16 protein-coding genes and 2 pseudogenes are annotated in these 23,309 nt (G+C 70.1%); 8 read left to right on the plus strand and 10 right to left on the minus strand.

Annotated elements, in window-relative coordinates; genetic code table 11:
* The first annotated feature begins 97 nt into the window (after positions 1 to 97).
* Positions 98 to 2,797, plus strand: a complete 2,700-nt coding sequence (locus JRI60_RS50735; RefSeq protein ID WP_204223340.1) for an AsmA family protein — start codon at positions 98 to 100, stop codon at positions 2,795 to 2,797.
* Positions 2,798 to 2,890: 93 nt separating this feature from the next.
* On the opposite strand, the gene JRI60_RS50740 is transcribed toward JRI60_RS50735, so the two are convergent.
* Positions 2,891 to 3,532: a hypothetical protein gene (locus tag JRI60_RS50740; RefSeq protein WP_204223341.1), complete on the minus strand. Its 642-nt coding sequence runs from the start codon at positions 3,530 to 3,532 to the stop codon at positions 2,891 to 2,893.
* Between the two features lie 248 nt (positions 3,533 to 3,780).
* Complete coding sequence (locus tag JRI60_RS50745) at positions 3,781 to 4,779, minus strand: alpha/beta hydrolase (protein ID WP_204223342.1); 999 nt, start codon at positions 4,777 to 4,779, stop codon at positions 3,781 to 3,783.
* Between the two features lie 79 nt (positions 4,780 to 4,858).
* On the opposite strand from JRI60_RS50745, the gene JRI60_RS50750 reads away from it, so the two are divergent.
* On the plus strand, positions 4,859 to 5,914 hold the full coding sequence (locus JRI60_RS50750) for an isopenicillin N synthase family dioxygenase (protein WP_204223343.1): 1,056 nt from the start codon (positions 4,859 to 4,861) through the stop codon (positions 5,912 to 5,914).
* Between the two features lie 95 nt (positions 5,915 to 6,009).
* Here the strand turns inward: JRI60_RS50750 and JRI60_RS50755 are convergent, their stop codons facing one another.
* Together JRI60_RS50755 and JRI60_RS54915 are read right to left on the minus strand one after the other, a co-directional pair.
* The gene (locus tag JRI60_RS50755; RefSeq protein ID WP_204223344.1) at positions 6,010 to 7,005 is read right to left on the minus strand and encodes a glutathione S-transferase family protein; all 996 of its coding nucleotides are present in this window, start codon (positions 7,003 to 7,005) and stop codon (positions 6,010 to 6,012) included.
* Between the two features lie 102 nt (positions 7,006 to 7,107).
* Entirely contained in the window at positions 7,108 to 11,247 is a 4,140-nt protein-coding gene (locus tag JRI60_RS54915; RefSeq protein ID WP_204223345.1) for a protein kinase domain-containing protein, read from the minus strand.
* Positions 11,248 to 11,543: 296 nt separating this feature from the next.
* Here JRI60_RS54915 and JRI60_RS50765 point away from each other — a divergent pair, with 296 nt between their 5' ends.
* The 5 genes from JRI60_RS50765 (at position 11,544) to JRI60_RS50785 (ending at position 16,695) form a co-directional block, all read left to right on the plus strand.
* Positions 11,544 to 12,821: an NAD(P)/FAD-dependent oxidoreductase gene (locus JRI60_RS50765; protein ID WP_204223346.1), complete on the plus strand. Its 1,278-nt coding sequence runs from the start codon at positions 11,544 to 11,546 to the stop codon at positions 12,819 to 12,821.
* 76 nt (positions 12,822 to 12,897) lie between these two features.
* Entirely contained in the window at positions 12,898 to 14,211 is a 1,314-nt protein-coding gene (locus JRI60_RS50770) for a sigma-54 interaction domain-containing protein (RefSeq protein ID WP_204223347.1), read from the plus strand.
* 248 nt (positions 14,212 to 14,459) lie between these two features.
* Positions 14,460 to 15,158, plus strand: coding sequence for an MBL fold metallo-hydrolase (locus JRI60_RS50775; protein ID WP_204223348.1), 699 nt, complete (start codon positions 14,460 to 14,462; stop codon positions 15,156 to 15,158).
* 26 nt (positions 15,159 to 15,184) lie between these two features.
* Positions 15,185 to 15,799: a rhodanese-like domain-containing protein gene (locus JRI60_RS50780; protein WP_239470212.1), complete on the plus strand. Its 615-nt coding sequence runs from the start codon at positions 15,185 to 15,187 to the stop codon at positions 15,797 to 15,799.
* On the plus strand, positions 15,796 to 16,695 hold the full coding sequence (locus JRI60_RS50785) for a sulfite exporter TauE/SafE family protein (protein ID WP_204223349.1): 900 nt from the start codon (positions 15,796 to 15,798) through the stop codon (positions 16,693 to 16,695). The genes JRI60_RS50780 and JRI60_RS50785 overlap by 4 nt, the downstream gene beginning before the upstream one ends.
* Before the next feature lie 7 nt (positions 16,696 to 16,702).
* On the opposite strand, the gene JRI60_RS50790 is transcribed toward JRI60_RS50785, so the two are convergent.
* The 6 genes and pseudogenes from JRI60_RS50790 to sitA6 form a co-directional block, all read right to left on the minus strand.
* Positions 16,703 to 17,425, minus strand: coding sequence for a hypothetical protein (locus JRI60_RS50790; protein WP_204223350.1), 723 nt, complete (start codon positions 17,423 to 17,425; stop codon positions 16,703 to 16,705).
* Positions 17,426 to 17,480: 55 nt separating this feature from the next.
* Entirely contained in the window at positions 17,481 to 17,978 is a 498-nt protein-coding gene (locus JRI60_RS50795) for a protease complex subunit PrcB family protein (protein WP_204223351.1), read from the minus strand.
* A 17-nt stretch (positions 17,979 to 17,995) separates the two neighbouring features.
* Entirely contained in the window at positions 17,996 to 19,585 is a 1,590-nt protein-coding gene (locus JRI60_RS50800) for a methyl-accepting chemotaxis protein (protein ID WP_204223352.1), read from the minus strand.
* Positions 19,586 to 19,871: 286 nt separating this feature from the next.
* Complete coding sequence (locus tag JRI60_RS50805) at positions 19,872 to 20,948, minus strand: saccharopine dehydrogenase family protein (protein ID WP_204223353.1); 1,077 nt, start codon at positions 20,946 to 20,948, stop codon at positions 19,872 to 19,874.
* Positions 20,949 to 21,030: 82 nt separating this feature from the next.
* Positions 21,031 to 21,735: pseudogene (gene sitI6, locus JRI60_RS50810) on the minus strand (SitI6 family double-CXXCG motif immunity protein); the annotation flags it as partial.
* Positions 21,736 to 21,755: 20 nt separating this feature from the next.
* Positions 21,756 to 22,455 (minus strand): annotated as a pseudogene (sitA6, locus tag JRI60_RS55305) (SitA6 family polymorphic toxin lipoprotein).
* Between the two features lie 104 nt (positions 22,456 to 22,559).
* Here sitA6 and JRI60_RS50820 point away from each other — a divergent pair.
* Entirely contained in the window at positions 22,560 to 23,303 is a 744-nt protein-coding gene (locus JRI60_RS50820) for a GNAT family N-acetyltransferase (protein WP_204223355.1), read from the plus strand.
* Positions 23,304 to 23,309: the final 6 nt, after the last annotated feature.

Here is a 23,309-nt window from a genome sequence, read left to right on the forward strand (position 1 = left end):
TGCGGGAAATACCCCACTGGGCTAAGGGTGGGCCCGCTGTCCAGCCCGAGCGGGGTGCATTCCCCCGAGGCCCGCTCGCTGGAGGAGGTACCGAGAGATGTCCGAACAGCAGCCGAAGAAGAAGCGCTGGCCCTATGTCCTGGGCGGCATCGTCCTGTTCCTGGTGTTGGTCGTGTCCATCGCCCTGTGGCGGCTCGATGCCTTCCTGCTCGAGACCGCCCGCACGGAGGCCGCGAAGTATTCGCAGCAGCTCGGCCGGCCCGTGATGATTGGAGACATCTCCACCAAGCTCGTCCCCTACCTGGGCGTGAAGGTGGAGAACGTGGTGGTGGGCGCCGCCGAGGGTGAGCAGGTGCCCCTCACGGAGCTGAGGCGGGTGGACGTGAGCATGGCGCTCTGGCCCGCCCTCACCTCGCGCGGCAAGGACATCCAGGTCCAGAACGCCGAGGTGAATGGCCTCACCGTCAACGTCGTCCGGCTGCCGGACGGCACCACCAATGTCTCCCGGTTGCAGGAGAAGCTCGCCCGGCAGCAGCCGAAGGAGGAGGAGCCTCCCGCCGAGGAGACGCCGACGGACCTCTCGGGCGTGCGCGTGGACCGGGCGGCGCTCACCGACGCCACCATCCGCTTCATCGACCAGAGCGGCGGGGCCCAGGCGCGGGAGCTGGCCATCTCCGACCTCGACATCGAGGTGAAGGACCTGCGCGTGGGCCAGCCCCTGGAGGTGGCGCTGAACGCCGCGGTGCTGGCGCAGCAGCAGAACCTGCACGTGACGGTGAAGACGGCGCCGCTGCCGGCCTCGCTCACGCCGGTGCCCGAGCGCGTGGTGTTGAAGGCGGAGCCCATCGACATCTCGCCGCTGGGGCCCTTCCTCGGGCCGGACGTGGGACTGCAGGCGGGCAAGGTGCAGGCGGACTGGACGGCGGAGCTGGGCGCGGCGGTGCCCGGCGGCAACGGGCCCACGAACATCAAGGGCGGGCTGCGCGCGGAGGGCCTGAGCTTCGCGGGAACCGAGGGCGGCAAGGCGCTCGACGTGGTGCTGGACACGGACGTGACGGGCGACATGAAGACGGGCGACCTCACGCTGCGCAAGCTGCTGATGGAGCTCGGCCCGGCGCGCCTCACCGGCAAGGGACAGGTGAAGGGGCTGCTCACCGAGACGCCCGCGGTGCAGGACTTCGAGCTGGTGGGACAGAACCTCGACCCGGCGGTGCTGGCCGAGTACTACCCGCCGCTGCGCAAGCAGCTGGCCAACCAGGTGGCGGGCCCCATCGGGCTGGTGGTGAGGGGCGGAGGCACGCAGCAGTCGCAGGCGCTGACGGCGGAGATGGACCTGACGCCGGTGCGGCTGAACATCCCCGAGCAGCTCTCCAAGGAGGCGGGAGCGCCCATGCAGGTGACGGCGCGGATCACCGGCGCCGCGGCCAGCGGAGGCGCGCTGCGTTTCGACGCGAAGGCGGACCTGACGGGCGTGGACATGCGGCCGGGGCTGCTGCTGGACAAGCGGCCGGGGCAGACGTTCACGGTGGACACGGCGGGCACGTACCAGCCGGAGAGCGGCAAGAGGCCGATGAAGGTGGACCTGGGCCGGCTGAACGTGGCGCTGCTGGACTCCACGCTGACGGGGACGGCCTCGGTGGCGCTGGCGGGCCAGGGGGCCAGGCAGACGACGACGTTCGCCCTGGCGCTCAAGAGCCCGCGGCTGAACGCGGACGAGCTGTTGATGACGGACGAGGAGATCGCCTCGGTGACCGGCGGCGCGCCCGTGGAGGAGGAGGGGCCGCAGGATCCCAAGCGCTTCAACGGCATGCGCGGAGACATGCTGTTCGAGATTGGCGCGCTGCGGATGAACGAGATGGATCTGTCCAACATGGTGGCCGAGCTGAAGATGGTGGACGACCTCATCACGGTGGAGCGGTTCACCACGGGCATCTACGGCGGCACGGTGTCGGCGGGAGGGAGCACGGTGCGGCTGGGGCCCGAGCCGGCGCAACGGCCCTTCGAGCTGAAGGCGGAGGTGCGGGGCATGGACGTGGCGCAGGCGATGTCCAAGCGGGTGCCGCGCAAGGTGCTGGACGGGCGGTTCGACGGGCAGCTGAACCTGACGGGCGTGGGCTACGAGATGGAGAGCCTGAAGCAGCGGCTGGCGGGGGCCATCCAGGGCAACCTGATGGGCGGAGCGTTCTCCGGGATGGACATTCCGGCCGCGGTGTCCGCGCCGCTGGTGAAGGCGCTGCCCTTCGCGGGCAAGATGCTGACGGACGAGGGCATGACGCAGCTCGCGGAGCAGTTGCCGTTCGGGGTGACCATCAAGAACGGAGTGGCGCAGCTGTCGAAGCCGATCACCTGGACGAGGCCGGAGGTGGCGATGAGCTTCGACGGAGGCATCGGGCTGGACGGAACGCTGGACCTGGCGGGGACGGTGAACCTGGGGCCGCCGCTGATACAGAAGATGACGCTGGGCAAGGCGACGCCGACGGATCCGGTGCCGCTGGCGCTGAAGCTGACGGGCAAGGCATGGAGCCCGCAGGTGACGGGGCTGGACGTGAAGCCGGCGGCGGTGGCGATCGCGAAGATGGCGGCGGCGAGCGCGGCGACGGAGCTGTTGGGTGAGAAGGGCAAGGAGGTGGGGAAGGTCATCACCGGCGGCACGGACGCGGCGAAGGAGGCGGCGAAGGCCGAGGCGGAGAAACGTCAGCGCGAGCTGGAAGAGAAGGCGCGCCAGGAAGCGGAGGCGGCGCGCAAGAGGGCGGAGGAGGAGGCGAAGAAGCGCCTCAAGGGCATCTTCAAGAAGTAACGCCCCACCTCCCAACTCCTCCCTCTCCCTCTGGGAGAGGGTCGGGGTGAGGGTAGACGTCCCCGTGCCCTCACCCGAGCCCCCGGCCGCGTCTCACGAAGCCACGATGTGAAGGCGAGCGGAGCGAGACCCCGGGGCGGCCGGCCCGCCCTGCCGCAACAGATACTCGCGGATGGCCTCGTGGTCGGGCCTCGTGGAGAGGAACACGTCCAGGTCCGCGGCCTCCAGGAGCCCGACGTTGAGCACGTGCTTGCAGTAGCCCCAGTGCCCCGTCTCCCAGTACTGGATGCGCTCGTTGTAGACGCCTCGCCCCCACTCGCCAGGAGACAGGTGGAACAGCGCCTCATGGCGCTGCCCGCGCGCGCCCCCGCTCCACTCGAGCGAGCCCGGCAGACCCATCTTGCCGTGGTCCAGCAACACCCGGACGCCGTCGTCCGCATGCTCGACGCGGAAGGCCTCCACCTCGACGAAGGGCTTGCCCCTGTGCACGTCCGTCCACTGGCGGGGCAGGAAGCTCCGCTGCTCGGAGAAGTAGACGTGGTGCAGCCGGAACGGGGCGTCCTCGGGCTGGGTCATCACCTTGGGAAGCACCAGGGCCGGGGGCGTCGAGTTGCGCGTCCGCGCGCCGGGCCCTCCTCGCGCCTCCTTCGTCCACTCGGTCGTGAGCAGTTGGACGACCAGGCCGGAGACGCGGGTGTCTTCGCAGGGAGTGCGCTTGCTTCGATGTCGGGACATGGTGTGGCTCCCAGACGGGGCGTGAATCCAGAACGCACGAAGGGCCCCCTGCCCTCGCGATTCCCCGGGGACCTACCCACCCGGCCCTCCCCTCTCAGCCAGATATATCGGCAACACATGCAATCCCGGCAATCCCCCCCTCGGCACTTTCTCGAGCGCGGCGAGCGCTTCGCGTCGGAGGAGCAACAGTGAGCCACGCCGCGCGGCACGATTCCCAGAGCGCAGGAGGATGAGAAAAACGGCCCCGCCTACCCCGAGTGAGGCCCGCCTTCACGAAGGAGTCCCCGGAGGTGCTCGCAGAGCTTCGCGGTGCCGCGCACGGCCTCGGGGAAGCCGTCGCCGAAGGTCTGGAAGTTGTGGACCATCTCCGGCCACACCTCCAGGTGCGCCTGGATGCCGGCGGCCCGCGCCTTCTCGGTGATGCGGCGCGCATCGTCGTACTGCAGCTCCGCCGAGCCCGCGTGGACGAACAGCGGCGGCAGGCCCCGCAGGTCCGCGTACCAGGGCGAGGCGAGCGGCTCCCTCGGGCTGGCGCCGCCGAGGTACCACTTCGCCCAGTGCAGCAGCATGCGCTTGTCGCCCCAGTCGTACGGGCCGTTCGTCTCCACGCTCTCGCCGCTGCACTCGAGGTCCACCCAGGGAGCGATGACCCCGGCGCCCGCCGGCAGCGGCACGCCCTGGTCTCGCAGCGCCACCTGCGCCGCGATGGCCAGCCCGCCGCCCGCCGAGTCCCCGCAGAACACCACCCGCTCCGGCTTCACCCCGGTGGACAGCAGCCAGCGGTACGCCGCCACGGTGTCCTCCACGGGCGCGGGGAAGGGGTGCTCGGGGGCCAGACGGTAGTTGAGCCCCAGTGCCTTCGCCCCCGTGCCGAGCGCAATCCGCGCGATGAGGTCCCCGTGCGTGCGCGTGGAGCCGAAGACGTACGAGCCCCCGTGCAGGTACAGCACCACGTGCTCGCTGGCGCCCTCGCGGGGGATGAACCACTCGGCGGGGACTCCGCCCGCGTCCACCTGCTCGCGCCGCACGCGCTTCAACGCGGGAGAGGGAATGGACAGCCGCTCCATCTCCGCGCGCTGCGTGGCCGCGTCGAGGTGGACGATGCGCTCGTTGGTGGCCTTCATGAAGGCCACGGTGGCCTCGTACTTGAAGCTCCACCCGGGCCGCAGCGGTCCTCGCTTCATGCGCCGCGCGGCCGTGGCGAGACTCGTGCCCAGCAGTGTCGACAGGATGGTGAGGCGTCCCATGTATTCCCCCCGGATACCTCCACACTGTGCACCAGTTCGGAGCCGCGGAGGGAATGGAATTCCCATACACTCCCGCCACATGAACACAGTGCCCGCCGCCGGTGGATTCGATCATGTCCCGGTCATTGACGTCCGCGCGCTCGTGACGCCGTCGTCGAGCGCCGCCGAGCGCCGCGCCGTCGCCGCGCGGATTGGCGCCGCCTGTCGCGAGAGCGGCTTCTTCTACGTCGTCGGCCACGGCGTCGACGCGGGACTCCAGGCCCGACTCGAGGAGCTGAGCCGTCGCTTCTTCGCGCTGCCACTCGACGACAAGATGGCCATCCGCATGGCGCTGGGAGGGCCCGCCTGGCGCGGCTTCTTCCCGGTGGGCGGCGAGCTGACCTCCGGCCGCCCGGACCGCAAGGAGGGCCTCTACTTCGGCACCGAGCTCGGCCCCGAGCACCCGCTCGTCCGCGCCGGCACACCGCTCCACGGCCCCAACCTCTTCCCCCAGGAGCCACGGGGCCTGCGCGAGGCCGTCCTCGACTACATGGCCGCGCTCACCCGCCTCGGCCACGCGCTCATGTCCGGCATCGCGCTCAGCCTCGAGCTCGAGGAGGACTACTTCGCCGCGCGCTACACGGGCGATCCGCTCGTGCTCTTCCGCATCTTCAACTACCCGCCCGGTCCCAGTACCGCCGAGGACGGACAGCCCGTCTGGGGCGTCGGCGAACACACGGACTATGGCGTGCTCACCATCCTCAAGCAGGACGATGCCGGCGGCCTCCAGGTCAAATCACGCGCGGGGGGCGAGGTGCGCTGGGTGGAGGCCCCGCCCGTTCCCGGCTCGTTCGTGTGCAACATCGGCGACATGCTCGACCGCATGACCCGTGGCGTGTACCGCTCGACGCCGCACCGGGTGCTGAACCGCTCCGGGCGTGACCGCCTGTCGCTTCCGTTCTTCTTCGACCCGGGCTGGACCACGGAGATCCATCCGATCGACGCCCCTGCCCTCCACGGTGTCTCCACCCTCGATGACCGGGCCGAGCGCTGGGACGGCCAGAGTGTCCACGCATTCCGTGGCACCTACGGCGACTACCTACTCGGCAAGGTCGGCAAGGTCTTCCCGGACCTCCGCTCCAAGGTCCTGTCCTGACTCCAGTGCCCGCCTGACACGCGGCCCTCGAGGGGGAAACCGTGATTCTCTATACCCTCACCCCGTCCCTCTCCCAGAGGGAGAGGGGATGTGGCTCAGTGACGTGTGATTCCCGGTGCCGGTGCCAACATCCGCGGTCCCAGCCGGTCCCGGTTGTGCGGCGCCAACAGGTCCACCGCCGGCCCCATCGGAATGATTCGCGACGGGTTCACCGTGTCCTGGCTCCAGTAATAGTGCACCTTGATGTGGTCGACGTTCGTCGTCTCCGCGAAACCCGGTGTCTGGTACAGGTCCAGCAGGTAGTTCCACAGGTTGGGGTAGTCCTGTAGCCGCGACAGGTTGCACTTGAAATGCGAGTAGTAGACGAGGTCGAAGCGCACCAGCGTCGTGTAGAAGCAGATGTCCGCCTCCGTGAGCACCTCCCCGCATAGGTAGCGCTGCCGGTCCAGCACCCCCTCCCAGTGCTCCAATGCCGTGAACAGCTCCCGGCACGCCAGCTCGTACGCCCCCTGGCTCGTCGCGAAGCCCGCCTTATAGACCCCGTTGTTCACCGGCTCGTAGAGCGCGTCGATGGTGGCGTCCACCTGCTCGCGCAGCTCCTCCGGCCACAGCGTCACCGGGTGCTCGGCGAATGCGTCGAACTCCGTGTCCAGCATCCGCAACAGCTCGCGCGACTCGTTGTTCACGATGGTCCGCTCACGCGCGTCCCAGAGGATCGGCACCGTCACCCGTCCCGAGTAGTGCGCATCCGCCCGCTGGTACAGCTCACGCAAGTAGTGCGTGCCGTTGAGCTTGTCCTCGTTCGCGCGCGGGTAGCAGCCCCCGAACTTCCACCCGTCGCGCCCCATCCGAGGATCCGCCACCGTGACGCCCACCGCCCCCTCCAGCCCCTTCAGCTTGCGGATGATGAGCGTGCGCGACGCCCATGGGCAGGCATACGAGACATACAGGTGATAGCGGCCCGCCTCCGCCGGGAAGCGTCCTTCCCCACTCGCGGAGACCCTGTCATGAAAGCGCGTTCTTGGACGCACGAAGCGTCCGGCCTCGTCCGGGGCGTACCAGTCCGTACGCCACTCTCCGTCCAGCAACATTCCCAAGAGAGCTCACCTCCGTGTAGTGAACTCTCGGCACGCCGCGTCAGGAGGACAACCTCCCCTGCTTTCGAGAAGCCTGGAGCGAGCCCGCCCGGCCCCTCACCTCCTCGGTCCCCCTCCGTCCCGGGGCGCCAGTCCCGGCCTGCCTGCCTGGAGTGTCTCCAGGAGCGTCCGCGCCTCCCGCAGGTCGACCGAATCCCCGCCCGCCTCGGACCGCGCATGGGCTCGCGACAGCAGACGCCTCGCCACCTTCCACCGGCCCTGGTCCCGCAGCTGGCGGCTCAGGCTCACCACCGCGCGCAGCTCCAGCAGCCCGCTCCCTTCATGGCGCGCGACCTCAAGGGCATGGAGGAAGGCCCGCCTCGCCTCGTGCTCCCTCCCGTCCAACCGCAGCAGCTCTCCCCGCAAGCGGTGCAGCTCTGGCTCACCGGCGTGCTCCCCCAGGGTCTCCATCACCTCCAGCGCCTCGTTCGCTGCCTTCAGCCCCTCCCGTCCTCGACCCAGCCGCCAGAGGCTCTCCGCCAACAGTCCCAGGTTGTAGGCCATCCCCCCTCGAAGCCCCAGTCCCCTCCAGAGCACGAGCGCCTCACGGATGAGCTCGCATCCCTCCTGGGCGCGTCCCTGCTGGGACCAGCACCATCCCGTGAGGATCATCGCCCAGGCCCGCCAGACCTTGTAATCGTTCTCCCGGGAGAGCTCGGCGGCCCGCTCCGCCCACTCCAGGCAATCCCGCACGTCGTGGCGGATCTGACAGGACAGGGCGACGTAGATCATCGCATACGCCTGGGTATGGAGATGACCGACGCGTCCGGCCAGCTCCAGCGCTTCGCCGCCATGTCGACGGGCCAACTCGCACTCGCCGAGCACGGACTCGATGACGGACGCGAAGGCCAGCGCCGACGTCCTCGGTTCGCATCCGTGATGCATGGCCATCCGCTGGAGCTGCTCGAGCTCCAGCGGCACCGCGGCCACGGCGAGCTCGACGTGCTTCCGGGCCGCCCTCGGCTGTCCCCAGGTGAAGAGGCAGGTGGCCATCATCCGGTGGCCCACCGAGCTCAGCTCCGGGCTGTGCTGGCGCTCTCCCTCGTCCACGAGCATGCCCGCCAGCTCCCGCACCAGGTCGAACTCCGCCCGCGCATACGCGAAGGCCAGCAGCGCCCAGTAGGACAGCTCCGTTCGGGGCAGCTCCTCGCCCAGCTGTTTGAAGAGCTCGCGGATCCGCGAGAAGAGCCCTCCCAGCTCGGGCGAGTCGACGCCATGCAGGTGCGCCAGCGAGATGAACAGCGTGCTCAGCAGGTGCAGCTCCTCACGCGCGCGCTGGCGGGTATCCGTCAGGTACGGCAGCAGCTTGCGCGCCTGTTCGAGCTGGTGCTTCGCCTCCACGAACGCCGAGCGCTGGTTGGCCAGCTGTCCAGCCCGGAAACCGTAGCGGATGGCCGGACCGGCCTCGCCCGCTTCCATATAATGCTGGGCGAGCACCTGCGGCCGCGTCTTCCCCACGTCGGGGAAGCGCTCCTCCAGGACCCGCGCGATGTGCCGGTGGTGCTGCCTGCGGATGTGGCGTGGCAGGGATTGCCACGCCGCCTCCTGGATGAGCGCGTGCCGGAACCGGTACCCGGGCTCGCCGCCCGCCCCCGCCTCCTCCTGGAGCAACCCCGCCTCCATCAACCCCAGGAGCTCGCGTTCCAGTGGGGTGTCCTCCCGCTCCATCAGCGCCGCCAACAGGGCCCGTGAGAAGTCCCGCCCCACCACCGCGCACAGCTGCGCCAGGGCCTTCTGGCGCGAGGGCAGCAGATCCAACCGCGCCAGCAACAGCTCGTGCAGGGTGACGGGGATGGACGCCTCCGCTCCGCCCTCCAGCACCATGCGCGTCATCTCCTCGATGAAGAGCGGGATGCCGTCCGTCCTGCTCACCAACCGTTGCACCGTCTCCTCTGGCAGCGCCCGCTCCCGGGCCACCTCCTTCGCCAGGAGCGCCGCGAGCCCGGCCGGCAGCCGCTCCAGGACGAGCCAGTGGAGCCAGGGCTTCCGGGGCCAGTGCGGCTGGAGCTCCGGACGGGCGCTGAGCACGACGAGGAGCCGCGCCGCACCCGCGCGCTCCAGGAGGAAGCCCAGGAACTCCAGCAGGGTGGAGTCGGCCCAGTGCAGGTCCTCCACCACCAGCAGCGTCGGCGCCTGGCAGCGGGCACCGGGCAACATGACGCGGACCAGCGCCTCGAAGGTCTTCTCCTTGCGCTCCTCGGGCGTGAGCTGGAGGACGGGCGAGTCCTCGGGCACGGGCAGCGCCAGCAACAGCCCCAGCAGGTGCGTGTCCTCCCGGGACAGCTCCATCGCCCGGCACCGCTCCTCCAGCTCGCGCATGCGCCACGGCGGGGACTCCCCGGGATCGAAGCACGCCACGCTCTGGAGCAGATCGATGACGGGGTGCAGGGCATGGGTGCTGAACCGGGACCAGCACTGCACGCGCAGCAGCAGGGGTGACTCGGGAGCCACCCGCTCACACAACTCCTGGATGAGGCGGGACTTGCCGAGCCCGGCCTCGCCGCTCACCAGCACGAAGGCGCCCCGCCCGCGCCGGGCCTCCTCCCACAGCGCCGCGAGCCGCCCCAGCTCCCACTCCCGTCCCACCAGGGGCGACAGGCGCCCGGCCCCGAGCGCCCGGGCGAATCGCGAGTCCGCCTCCCGCTCGCGCAGCACGCGGTGGACCTCGAGACGCACCGGCCCCGACAGCCTCTCGAAGGGATGGGAGCCGAGCGGCTCGGTTTCGAAGGCCCCGCGCACGAGCTTCCAGGACGTCTCGCCGAGGACGACGCCCCCGGGCTCCGCCAGGCGCGAGAGCCACGCGGCCACCTTCGGCGCCTCGCCCTGTAGCGCACGCGTTCCCACCGCCATCAGGTCCGTGTGGATGCCGCCCCGCACCGACAGGCCCGCGAGCGGCAGGTGCGGCAGCGCGCGCCGCAGGGTGTCCCGCAGCTCCCGGGTGAGGACCAGCCCCGCGCGCACCGCGCGCTCCGAGTCGTCCTCCCGCCCTCGCGAATGGCCGAAGCACGCGAGCACCTCGCCTCCCATCGACAGCGTCACGGAGCCGCCATGCCGCTCGATGACCTCCGCGCAGGCGCCGTGGAAGGCCGTCTCCAGCTCGCCCACGTCCTCGGCGTCGAGCGGCTCGTTGCCCTGGGCGAGTCCCGAGAGGAGGATGGCCACCAGCGTCACCTGCCGGCGCTCGGGCGAGGCGGTCCGCGGCGACTCGCCCTCGGGGCGGAGCCGGGCCCTCAGCTCGAGCAGCTCCTCGCGCAGCTCCAGCGCCGAGCGGAAGCGCCGCGACGGCTCCTTGGCCAGGGCCGTGGCCAGCAGCGCCTCCACCTCCCGAGGCACCTCCGGCCGGCACGTCCGCACCGGGGGAACCGGCTCGGGCGAGGTCACCCAGGTGCGCAGGCCGGCGAGCGTGTCACTCGCGTGGAGCAGCCCTCCGGTGAGCATCTCGTGGAGCACCGCGCCCGCCGCCCAGACATCGGTGCGCGCGTCCTGGGGCTCGCCCCGCCACTGCTCCGGCGCCATGTAGGCCGGCGTTCCCGAGGAGGGCAGGTGCGGGGCAACCCCGGCACTGGCCAGCGTGAGGTGCGACAGGCCGAAGTCGAGCAGCTTCACCCCGCCCTGCCGCGTGAGGAAGACGTTGCTGGGCTTGAGGTCTCGGTGGACGAGGTGCCGCTCGTGCGCGTGCGCCAGGCCCGTGGTGATGCCCTCCAGGATGTCCAACGCGCGCCCGACATCCAGCGGCCCCCGCGTCAACAGCGCGGCGAGCGACTCGCCCTCCAGACACTCCATCACGAGGAAGGGAAGGCCCGGTCCCTCGGAGGCGCCGTGCCACTCGCACACGTCGAAGATGCGGACGATGTTCTCGTGGTCCAGCCTGGCCACCGCCCGCGCTTCCCGCAGCGCATCCTCCTCCTGGCCCGAGCGGGAGAGGAGGAACTTGAGCGCCACCTCGCGGTGCAGCACCTCGTCGCGCGCGCGAAACACCTGCCCCATCCCGCCGCTCCCCATCCAGTCCAGGACGCTGTACCGGCGGCCATCCAGCCCCCCGAGCCGCTCTCCGGGCTCCGGCAACCGGTGCTTCGGCTCGGCGACGAGCACCTGCCTCAGGAACGAGTCCTCGGACCCGGCCTCCTCGAGGAGGGACCCGCCAGACCCCGTGTGTTGGCCCTCCTCCACGGACACCTCAAAGCCATCCCTGCTCATCTCCGAGCCCCCCCAACGCACCCCGCGTGCACCCCCCCTCGAAGTGGAGAGCCCTCACGGGAGCCGTGAGGACGGAGACTGCCCGACCGCCCCCCTGGCCCGGAACCGCGCCGGCGCGCGGTGAAACACCGTGAAACATTCCCAGCGGGAAACATCGCCCACCAACACTCCGACCGCCTTGCGCCGAACAGTGGCACGCGGCCTGCAACCTCTCGCCGGGTGTTCATGTCTCCATGGCGGGGACACCGTTGAGGGTTCGAGAGCCACGAGTGCCCCGGATGGGGCGGGAGGAAGAGATGAGCGAGGCGATGACTCCGCACGTCTGCAAGGATCCGGCGATGGTGCCAGTGGCGCGGGAGCCGGGCACCGAGCGGCACCGGGTGCTCATCATCGGAGGAGGCACGGCCGGCATCAGCGTGGCGGCGCGCCTGGCGCACGCCGGGCAGAAGGACGTGGCGGTGCTGGAGCCCAGCACGCACCACTACTACCAGCCACTCTGGACGCTGGTGGGCGCGGGCGAGGCCCGCGTCGAGGACACCATCCGCGACGAGGCCCACTACATCCCCAAGGGCGTGACGTGGATTCGCGACTGGGCGGAGGAGGTGGATCCAATCGCCCGGGTGGTGAGCACCCGGGGGGGCAAGCGGATCGGCTATGACTTCCTCGTGGTGGCGCCCGGCATCCAGCTCGACTGGGACAAGGTGAAGGGCCTGCGCGAGGCGCTGGAGCAGCGGCCCAACGTCTCCAGCAACTACGACGTGCGCTACGCGCCCAAGACGTGGGAGATGATCCGCGGCTTCCAGGGAGGCACCGCCCTCTTCACGCACCCGGCCACGCCGGTGAAGTGCGCGGGCGCGCCGCAGAAGATCATGTACCTGGCCGCGGACCACTTCCGGAAGCGGGGCCTCCTCGAGGCCTCGAAGGTCATCTTCGCCTCGGCGGGCAAGGCCATCTTCGGCGTGAAGGAGTTCGCCGCGGTGCTCGAGCAGGTGGTGAAGCGCTACGGCATCGACACGTGCTTCCAGCACGACCTGGTCGAGGTACGCGGGGACAGGAACGAGGCCGTCTTCAAACAGACGCTGGCGGACGGCGGCTCGTCGGAGGTGGTCGTTCCCTACGACATCCTCCACGTGTGCCCGCCGCAGAGCGCGCCGGACTTCATCAAGCGCAGCCCCCTGGCCTGGCAGGACGGAGGCACGAAGGGCTGGGTGAAGGCGAACAAGTACACGCTACAGCACCCGGACCATCCGGAGGTGTTCGCGTTGGGGGACGCGTCGGATCTGCCCACCTCGCGCACCGGCGCCGCCATCCGCAAACAGGCCCCCGTGCTGGTGGAGAACCTGCTCGCCGTCATGGCCGGCCGGGCCCCCACCGCGAAGTACGACGGTTACGCCTCCTGCCCGCTCACCACCGGCTACGGCCGGCTGCTGCTCGCCGAGTTCGACTACGACGGCAAGCCCACGCCCAGCATCCCGCTCATCGATACCCTCAAGGAGCGGCATGACATGTGGCTGCTCAAGAAGTACGGGTTGCCGCGGCTCTACTGGCAACTGATGCTGCGCGGGCGCGCGTAGCGGCCCTCGGGGAGGCGTTTCAGGCCGGGAGCGGTTATGAAACGGGGTGAAACACCGTGCTTCACCCTGTCCGCCCATGCCCGCCTCGCGCCCCCCGCCCTCCTCTTCTCCGCTGGTGCTCCCCGCCCTGGAGGCCCTGGCGGGTCCCGTGCTCCTCATCGACGCCCAGCAGCGGGTGACGGCGGCCACGCCCGAGGCGGAAGCGCGCCTGGGCCTCGCCGCCGTCCGTCCGGGGACACCGCTCGGCGAGGTGCTCTCTCTGCCCGAGGGCACCCGGGGATTCGAGACACTGCTCTCACACGGCCGGCAGGTGGAGGCCATGCTGAAGGCTGGCGGACGGGCACGCGGGGTGCGGGTGCGCGCCGTCACCTTGAATCAAGGGGGGAAGCGGCTCGGGTGGGCGGTGCTGGTGGGGGAGGAGGTGGAGGCGGTCGCGGAGGGCGAGGAGACGTTCCACGGCATGTGGACGAGGGATCCGGGGATGAAGCGCCTCTTCCGCATCGTGGAGAAGGTGGCACGCACGGAGTCCAGCGTGCTGGTGCGCGGCGAGTCCGGCGCGGGCAAGGAGCTGGTGGCCAACGCGCTGCACGCCATCTCCGAGAGACGGAGGGGGCCCTTCCGAGCCATCAACTGCGCCGCCCTGCCTCCCAGCCTCCTGGAGAGCGAGCTGTTCGGTCACGTGCGCGGGGCCTTCACCGGCGCGGTGCGTGACAGCCCGGGCCACTTCCGGCTGGCGGATGGAGGCACGCTCTTCCTGGACGAGGTGGGGGAGATTCCCCTGGAGCTGCAGGGGAAGATGCTGCGGGTGCTGGAGACGCGCTCCATCATCCCCGTGGGAGGGCGCTCGCCGGTGCCGGTGAACGTGCGCATCGTCGCCGCCACCCACCGGCCCCTGCGGCGCGAGGTGGAGGCGGGCCGCTTTCGCGCGGACCTGATGTACCGGCTGCGCGTGGTGCCCCTCTTCCTGCCGCCGCTGCGCGAGCGCCGTGGGGACATCCTCCCACTGGCGCGGCGCTTCCTCGACGAGCTGGAGCAGAACGGCCCGCGCCGGGTGGAGCGCTTCTCGCCCGGCGCCCGGCAGCTGCTGGAGTCCCACGGCTGGCCGGGCAACGTGCGCGAGCTGCGCAACGTGATGGAGTACACCTACGTCATCGGTGAGGGCCCGGTGTTGCACGAGGCCGACCTGCCCCCCGAGTTCACCGAGCCTCGCCCACCTCCGGACCCAGCAGTCCCGCCCCGGCCCTCGGGAGACGGCCACGACCTGGCCGAGCTCCGAGCCGTCCTGGCGAGGGCGGGAGGCAACCACACGGTCGCCGCGCGGATGCTGGGCATCAGCCGAGTCACGCTCTGGCGCCGTCTCAAGGCGGCGGGAGACACCGCGAAGCGCTGAAGCGTTTCAGGGTGTTTCAAGGACTGTCACCCGGTGTTTCAGCGGGCATCCCCTCTCCCTCTGGGAGAGGGCCAGGGTGAGGGTCTACCCAGAACATCCGCGCACACCGTGCTCCCATCAGGAGCCCACCGCGGCAGAGGGAAAACCCTCACCCCCGTCCCCTCTCCCAGAGGGAGAGGGGTGCGCTGGCACGGTGCTCGCAATCCGCCTCGGGAGAATCCCAAACCCGACGGTGGAGGGCCCTCGAGATGCTCTTCCGACAGCTGTTCGACCAGGAGACGTGGACGTACACCTATCTCATCGGAGACGAGACCACGCACGAGGCGGCGCTCATCGATCCGGTGCTGGAGCAGGTGGAGCGGGACCTGAAGGTGGTAACGGAGCTGGGCCTGAAGCTGACGCGGGTGCTGGAGACGCACGTGCACGCGGACCACGTCACCGGGGCAGGCAAGCTGCGCGAGCTGACGGGAGCGCGGGTGGCGGCCAGTCCCTCGGGAGCGCCGTGCGTGGACCAGCAGGTGAAGGATGGAGACGTGCTGACACTGGGAGGCCTGAGCATCCAGGTGCTCGCCACGCCGGGGCACACCGATGACAGCCTGAGCTTCCGGGTGGGCAACAAGCTCTTCACCGGAGACGCGCTGCTCATCCGCGCCTGTGGCCGCACCGACTTCCAGAACGGCAACGCGGGCCAGCTCTACGACTCCATCACCGGAAAGCTCTTCACCCTCCCCGACGACACCGAGGTGTACCCGGGCCACGACTACGCGGGCCTGACGATGAGCACGATTGGCGAGGAGAAGCGCCACAACCCGAGGTTCGCGGGCCGGAGCCGCGAGGCGTTCATCGAGTTCATGAACAACCGCAAGCTGGCCCCGCCCAAGAAGCTCGACGTGGCGGTGCCCGCCAACCGCTCGTGCGGCAAACCCGCGCCCCAGGCCCAGGCGTGACCCACCGGAACATGGGAGGACACCCGATGAGCGCCTTGTACGAGAAGGGCACCCCTCACGCGGATGGCTACCGGGACGTGGACGTGGGCACCGTCGCGATGTGGCATGCCGAGGTCCGGCTGGTGGACGTGCGCGAGCCGTCCGAGTTCGACGGCCTCCTGGGCCACATCACGGGAGCGGAGCTCGTGCCCCTGCGGATGGTGGAGGAGAAGGCCGGCAACTGGCCTCGGGACTCGGAGCTGGTGATGGTGTGCCGCTCCGGGGGCCGCTCGGCGAAGGCCGCCGCGCAGCTCGCGCGCCGGGGCTTCAACCGGGTGATGAACATGCGCGGGGGGATGCTCGCGTGGAACGAGGCGGAACTGCCCGCGGTCCGGGCCGCGCCCCCTCCCGCCCTCGGCGTGCCGGACGTGCTCGACGAGCTGCTCGCATGGATGCGGGAGCAGGGAGGAACCACGCCCGCCTCGTCCCCGCACGTGCTGCTCGAGACGCACGGCGGCCAGCACGCGCGGCTCCTCTCGGTGCTCGAGCTGATGCAGATGGCCGGCCAGGTGGCGGCAAAGGACCCCGGCGCTCTGGACCGGGTGCTGCGCGAGTGCCGCGACCGGCTCGCCGTGGCCCGCCCGGAGGTCCGCGCCAAATGATGGCGCTCGGCATCGCCGCCTCGCTGCTCATCGGCGTGTTGCTGGGACTGCTGGGCGGCGGCGGCTCCATCCTCACCGTGCCCCTGCTGGTCTACATCCTCGGCGTCGAGCCGAAGACGGCCATCGCCATGTCCCTGGTGGTGGTGGGCCTCACCAGTGCCTCGGCCGCCGTGATGCACGCTCGCGCGGGCCGGGTGCGCTGGCGCACCGCCCTCGTCTTCGGCGCCGGGGGCATGTTGGGGGCCTTCCTCGGCGGGCGCGTGGCCCGGTTCCTCCCCTCGGGCGTCCTGCTGCTCCTCTTCGCCGCCGTCATGCTCGCCGCCGCCGTAGCCATGCTGCGGCGCAAGGAGACCCCGCCCCCGAGCGATGTGCCCGCGGACGAACCCGTACGACTGCCCGTGCCGCGCGTGCTGGCCCAGGGAGCCGCCGTGGGGGTGCTGTCGGGACTGGTGGGCGCGGGAGGCGGCTTCCTCATCGTGCCCGCGCTCGTGCTGGTGGGGCTGCCCACGCCCATCGCCATGGCGACCTCGCTCGTCGTCATCTCGCTCCAATGCGCCGCGGGGCTGCTCGGACACCTGGGGCACGTGGACCTGCCGTGGGGGCTCACCACCGCCGTGCTCGCCACCGCCATCGCGGGCAGCTTCCTCGGTGGACGGCTCGCGGGCCGCGTCTCTCCAGGCTCGCTGCGCAAGGGGTTCGGCGGGTTCGTGCTTGGCACGGCGTGCTTCATGGTCGCGAAGCAGATGCCCGCGTCGGTGCGCGAGCGCTTCACCCCGCTCCTGGCGACTCCCTGGCCCTGGTTGGGACTCGTGGGAATGGTGGGCGCCGTGGCTCTGCCCTGGGCGCTTTTGTCTCGCGGTGGCTGGGGACGGTCCGGCTCGGAGCGGCGGGGTTGACGCGACGTCAACGGAGGTAGGTCGCCGCCTGGCGCAGGGCCTGGGAGGCGTCGCTCCCGGAGGCGACCTTCTCGTGCGAGACGATCAGGCGCACGAGCCCCGGCAGGGCGGCATAGCGCTCGAGGTCGGCCCGCAGCGCCCGTGGCTCCTTGACGAGGAGCAACTTCGAGAGGCGGGACACCCGGGGCCCCGGTGCGGAGCCCAGCACCGTGGTGAAGAGGAAGCCCAGCACATCGCGCTTGCGGTCCATGTTGAAGACCGCGTCATTCAGCACGAGCGAGGTGCCATCCCTGGACCGCACCAGCATCGCCCCCTCCTGGTCCTTGATTCCGTGCAGCATCTCCAGCCACACGTCCTCGCCGTGGGGGAAGTCCTCATAGGTGCCATCCACCGGCACCTTCTCCTCCACCTTGAGGCGCCCGCCCGAAGGCGCGAAGACCTGAAGGGAGGGGTAGCGCTGCTTGTAGGCCGGGGCATCCAACCGGTGGACCCCACTGGGCACGATGAGCGAGGTGAGAGGCCCCAACGCTTCCAGCTGGCGCTGGAGGGGCTCTTCCAGGGCGATGGCGTTGTGGATGACCAGCGTCCCGTCGTCCCGGCGCACCACGGTCATCACCCGCTTGAGGGACATGTTGGGCAGCGAGCCCTCCACGCGCCAGAGGTTCTCGGAGAGTTGCTCCAAGGGTCCGTGCGGCAAGACATTCCAGCTGGGCGAGGGACGTGTGGACATGCCCGCTGGTTAGCTCAATCCGGCGCGTCCGGCTCACGAAAACGAGCAGACGTGCTCACTCGCAGACGCGCGTCTCGGTCTTCTCCTGGAAGACATAGGGTTTGGCCACCCGCTCCACCCTGACGAAGCAGAAGGGGTAGGAGATCGCATCGGCCGAGGGGCAGTTCCCTGAGAGGGTGGTCCTCACGTCGACCTCCACCTGGCTCCCGGTCTCCCTCGCGCCGGTGATGGATATCTCCGAGCCGCAGTTCGACTGCTGTCCCATCCACACGGCGACGACGACGAACCGCGAGAAGTCGACCTCGGGCACCTCCGTCCCTTCATGGGCGGAGTCGAGGAACGCCTTGCGGAAGGTCGCCGCGTCCTCGATGACCTCGCGCGCCCGCTCCATCCGGGCGATGTCGCCGGTACAGCTCGAGCACATCAGGGGCTCGACGGACAGAGCGCGAGACACCTGGAGCGAGCTCCCGCCCGGGCTCGCGGAGCCCGCCGCGCACGAGAGCAACAGGCCCAGCACGGGCGTCGCGGCCATGACCCCGATCCTGTCGCGCATGGGCGCCCTCTCCTGACCTAGACGCGGAAGCTGGAGACCACCTGCTTCAGCCGCTCGAGCGTCGCGTTCACCTGCACCACCGCCTCCTCCGCGCTCATCGTCGACTCCACCACGTCGCCCATCATCTGCGACAGCGTGGTCATCACGTCCGTCATCTGCGCGATGCCCGCGTTCTGCTGCGTCACCGACGCGACGATCTGCTTGGCCGCCTGGCTGCTCTCGTGCACCACCGTGGTGATCTCCCGCAGCTTGTCCGCCGACGTGAGCACCTGGGTGATTCCCGCCTCCATCTCCTGGCTGTCCTGCTCGGCGATGGACACCGCGCGCCGGATGGCCTGGTTGATCTCCAGGAGGATCTTCCCGATGCGCTGCGTGCTCTGCACCGACTGGCCACTGAGCGCCCGCATCTCCCGCGCCACCACCGCGAAGCTGCGCCCCTCCTCGCCCGCGCGCGCCGCCTCGATGGAGGCGTTGAGCGCCAGCACGTTCGACTGGTCCGCCAGGTCGCGCACGCTGCCGATGATCTCCCCGGCGCGCGCCGCCTGCTCCGACAGGTGCGCCACGCTGCGCATCAGCGCCTCCACCCGCGCCCGCAGCTGCTGCAACCCCTGCGCGCTGCTCTCGATGGACTGCCGCCCCGAGGTGCTGAACTGGTCCGCCTGCGCCGCCACCCTCAGCACCATCTCCGCGCGGCTCGCCGCCAGGTTCGACGTCTGGGCGATCTCACTCATCGTCGTGCCCGCCTCGGACAGGCTCCGCGACTGGTGGCTGAGGAAGTTCAACTGTCCCTGGCTCGCCTCGGTGAGCCGCTTCGTCGCCTGCGTCAGCTCCACCACCACCCCCTGCAACGTCAGCGGCACCGTGCGCAGCCGCGTCACCAGCGCCTCGATGCCCCGCGCCAGCTGACCGAGCTCGTCCTCGGAGTGCACGTCGATGCGCTGCGTGAGGTCTCCCTCGGTGGCGATGCGCGTGGTCACCTCCGTCAGCCGGGTAAGCGGCCCCACCACGCCCCGCGCCAGCCAGGACGAGAGCCCCGCCAGCGACAGGATGCACAGCACCACCAGCGTGGTCGTCCACCGCTGCCGCCGCTGCTGCAGCTGGGCCATCTCCTCGAAGGAGGAGCGCAGCGCTCCCTGGGCCCACTCGCCCGTGCCCAACAGCAACTGCTGCAACGTCGAGTGACGCACCAGCGCCTGCTGGAAGGCGTCCTCCGCTCCCGCGTCCTGCCGCGCCGCCAGCTCCACCGCCCGCTGCCCTTGCGTCCAGAAGGCACCGAAGGCCTCTCGCAGCGTCTGGCGCCGGGACTCCTCCAGCACGGGGTTGCCCGCCTCGCGCGCCAGCGTCTCCTCGAAGGACTTCGCCAGCTCGCGCATCGACGCCAGCCGCTCCGGGTCCCGGGCCGAGTACGCGTCCCGCAGATCCCACCGCAGCGAGGACACCAGGCCCTCCAGGCTCCGCACCGAGGCGAGCGCGGGGGCATACCCCTCGGCGATGCGCTGGCCCAGCCGCGCCGCGTCCCGGCTGATCGCCAGGGAGAGGCCGAGGATGGCGAGGAGGAAGACGGTGGCCACCACCGGCAGGAGCGCGGCCTTCTGCTTGAACGTCATGGTCCCCGCCTCCCGCCAACGACTCGGCCCGGGATGACTCCACGTGCGGCCGCTGGGGGCGTGCAACGCCTGGACATGACTCTCCTTCCTCCGTGGACCGGGGCGGCCCACGCTCCTGGCACGACGGGGGACATCCGCCGTGAGGGCCGCAGGATACCGGATGCGCTCTCCCGGCGCGCGAGCACCCCCCCGGCACCACCCCGGAAGGCGGGGGTGGCGAAAACCCTACAGGTGCGCCTCCGCGCCTCCCCGCCTGTCGGGTAGCCAGCTCCTGTCCTGGAAACCCCTACGAGTACGACTCCATGCGGTGGACCCCCTCGATGGAGAGGACGAAGTCGGCCCCGAAGGCCTGGGCTGGCGTGAAGGCACCCCGCCGCTCGCCCGCCAGCACCTCCTCCACCGAGCGCACCACGGCACTGGCGGTGAAGGCGTAGGCCTCGGGCGTCTCCAACCACGCCTCCGCCTGCCGCCCGTCCGGCGAGCGCGCCTGGGCCCAGACCTGGGCGCGGGCCCGCTGGCGCAGGGACTCGTCCGGCCCTTGCACCCGTGTCTCGATGAGCTTCGCCACCCGCTGGCGCACCGGCTCCGCCGCCAGCACGCGCTGGAGGACGGGGAAGGCATAGCGCAGCGTGCGGGCCGCGATGGCGGGCTGCGCCATGTAGGTGGTGATGTTGGGAATGCCGGTGGAGTGCCACGCCGTCACCAGGTCGCCCCAGGGGATGGGGATGGCGGTGCGCTCACGGTCCGAGAAGCGCACCCGGCGCACGCCCTGGCCCATGGGCCAGGGTTGGAGGTGGCCCCCGCGGCGCACGGCCGCACCGGTGGGCAGGGCCTCCAGCATGGACTTGGCGGTGCCGGCGCTCGCATGGGCGACGCCGCCGATGGCCAGGTCCAGCTCGTGCGCTCCGGGGAGCTTCTCCGCCACATGGCGGGCGAGACAGTCGGTGGGCACCACGTCGAAGCCCACGCCGGACATCAACACCACGCCGCGGCCCTTCGCCTCGGCGTCATGGCGGAAGGTGTTCTCGAAGACGGGAATCTCCCCGGTGATGTCGAGGTAGTGCGCGCCCGCGGCGAGGCAGGCCTGCACCATGGGCTCGCTGGTGTGCACGAAGGGGCCGGCGGCATGCACCACGAGCGGGAGGCCCTCCAGGGCGGACACCAGGCCGCGCGCGTCATCGAGGCTCACCGCCACCATGTCCAGGCCGAGCCGCGAGGCCAGGGGCGCGAGCTTCTCGCGGGAGCGGCCGGCGAGCACCGGCTTGTGTCCGCGGCGCACCGCCTCCTCGGCGATGAGGACGCCGGTGTAGCCGGTGGCGCCGTACAGCATCCAACGGGGAGTCGTGTTCGTCGAAGGTTTCACGCGCGACACCCTACCTCACGGGGCCGACGTTGGCGCGGGGTGCGCGTGCCCGCGGACAGGTGGACCCGCCCCCAACGTCAACAGGCAGGGGATGGAAGGAGACACCGTCCAATCCCAGACGATGGCAGGCATCGACGAAGCGCTCGGTGCAGATGATCTCGGTCGAGAAATCTTCCAACCGAAACAGATCCAAGTGACTGGGCAGGGTCGCAGCGTCCAGCAGACGGACCTCGGGCAAGGAGAGACCATCCCGGCCGCAGCGAGGGCAGGGAGGTGGGCGGTTCGGAGGCAGGCAGTCCGAGTGAAGACGGCCTACGGGGAGAATTTCCAGTTCGAGCAGATCTGGTGAGGCACGTTGACGGAACCGAAGCTCGGTACGACAGCCCTTGAGTCCTCGTAGACCTTCTGCCTGAAGCTTCTCCAATGCCTCGCGCTGCGCCAACAGCCACCAGGGGTATGGGGATACGAGCGACCCGAAGCGGCCCTGTGCCCTGCCCACGAGCGGACCAAAGTTCGCCCCTGGCGCCAACACGACACCAGGAGGCAGTAAAGGGCGTATCAGCTCACACAGCCGCTCATACTCATCGATGGGCTCGGCTCGGGCCTTCTCGAAATTCGCCAGGGAAGCCACCGGGGTCGGGTCCACCGAGGGATATGCTTTGGAACCATCACTCCAAGTGGCCTTGCAGGTGGAACATATGATACCCGGGAGCTTCCACTTATGCGCTGCGTCGACTTCACCCGTGTAACCTGCGGCTCTGTCTTCCTCGATGTTGAAATAGCGCATGCGTACGTTCTCCGCGCTCCTCATTTGCAGTAGTAGGGAACAAGCGGACCATTCACTCCAAACCTCATCATGAGTTCGAACGCGAACCGCCACATATCCTCCGCGGTGGCGGTCTTGTTGTTCTTCCTCATGAACTGCCGCCAGGCCTCATTCCACTGGCCTCCCTTGGGCCCACCACTGTGCAGCCAGGTGTGAAAGCTCTCGGGTAGGCGAATGGTGAAGGCGTGAATGTCGATGTTCCTGCTCGCGAACCACTCGGCCAGTTCGTTCTCCTGCGGAAAAGATATGGTGCTTCTCGTAGGGCTCACGCGGGGTGACGATGCACGGGAGGCGGAGTTCCCTTCGAGCAAACTGGTCGCGGGTGTTCCAGTTGCGCCAGGGGATTTCGAAGACGGGCTCCGCGTTGGCGGGCGCTGCGATGGAGCGGCCCCACCAGCGACTGGGACTGCCCACCACCAGGGGAGGACGCAAGACCCCGGGCCCGCGTGCCAGCACCACGGAGGAAGCATCCTCTTCCACCAGGTCCACGCAGCGCCAGAGGGAGCAGTACTCCTGAGTGCACAACGGCACCACGCAGCTCGGGTCCGCACGAGCCTCTTCCCACGAGGACACCGCATCCAACGGCGCCTCCTCCACACGCACGCCAGGCGTCGAGGTGGCACAGGCCACCAGCAGTACGCAGAGGAGTCCGAGCCCACTCCTGGAGGTCAATAGGCGCATACGGTCCATGCTATCGCCCTCGCACCATCCGGGAATGCCGGGCAGTGGGAAGTCGCGTACGGTTCCCCGCGCATCATTGCCCCGAGTCGGCTAGGACTGGGGACATGAGTGAGACGAAGCCTCCCTCGCGCAAGAAGAAGGGCGACCTGGAGGTGCGCGTGCGGCGCATCCATCGCCGCGACCTCAACCGGACGTGGGAGTTCCTCAAGCTCGTCTTCCGGGACGTCAACCGCGAGACGGTCGAGTACCAGCGGCCCCGCTCCAAGCGGCGCTTCCTCGAGGTGTACACCTCGGAGTGGATAGAGCAGCTCCTCTACGAGGTGAATGGGGAGATCGTCGGCTACTCCGAGTGCGCCTTCGAGGCCACCGGCGACGACAACTGGGTCAACCCCCGCTGGTTCGAGAAGCGCGGCATGCGGCCCCTCTTCGTCGAGGAGCTCGCCGTGCACCCGGACTACCAGGGCCGTGGCGTGGGCAGCTTCATCATGGAGCAGCTCCAGCACCTGGCGCGCACCCGGGGCTGCACCCACCTGGTGCTCGAGGTGGCCGAGAACAACGAGTCCGCGCTCTCCTGGTACCGCACCCGTAACTTCTACAAGCTGGACGCCGCCATCTTCCTCGCCCAGAAGGTGCCCGGCGAGCCGGACCTGCTCCCCCCTCGCCGCATCAAGCCCCGCCCCACCCATCCGACGGGAGGCGCGCCCACCACCGGCCTCATGCCCGAGGAGGTCAGCGGCCCCGCCCTGCTCGGCAAGAAGCCCCGGGCCCCGCGCGCGGCCTCCGGGGGGGCCCGGAAGAAGGCCGCCGCGCCCGCCGAGAAGGCACCGGCGCCGGAACCCGAGGAGTAATCCCCG

Source organism: Archangium violaceum, assembly GCF_016887565.1.
GTDB lineage: Bacteria > Myxococcota > Myxococcia > Myxococcales > Myxococcaceae > Archangium > Archangium violaceum_B.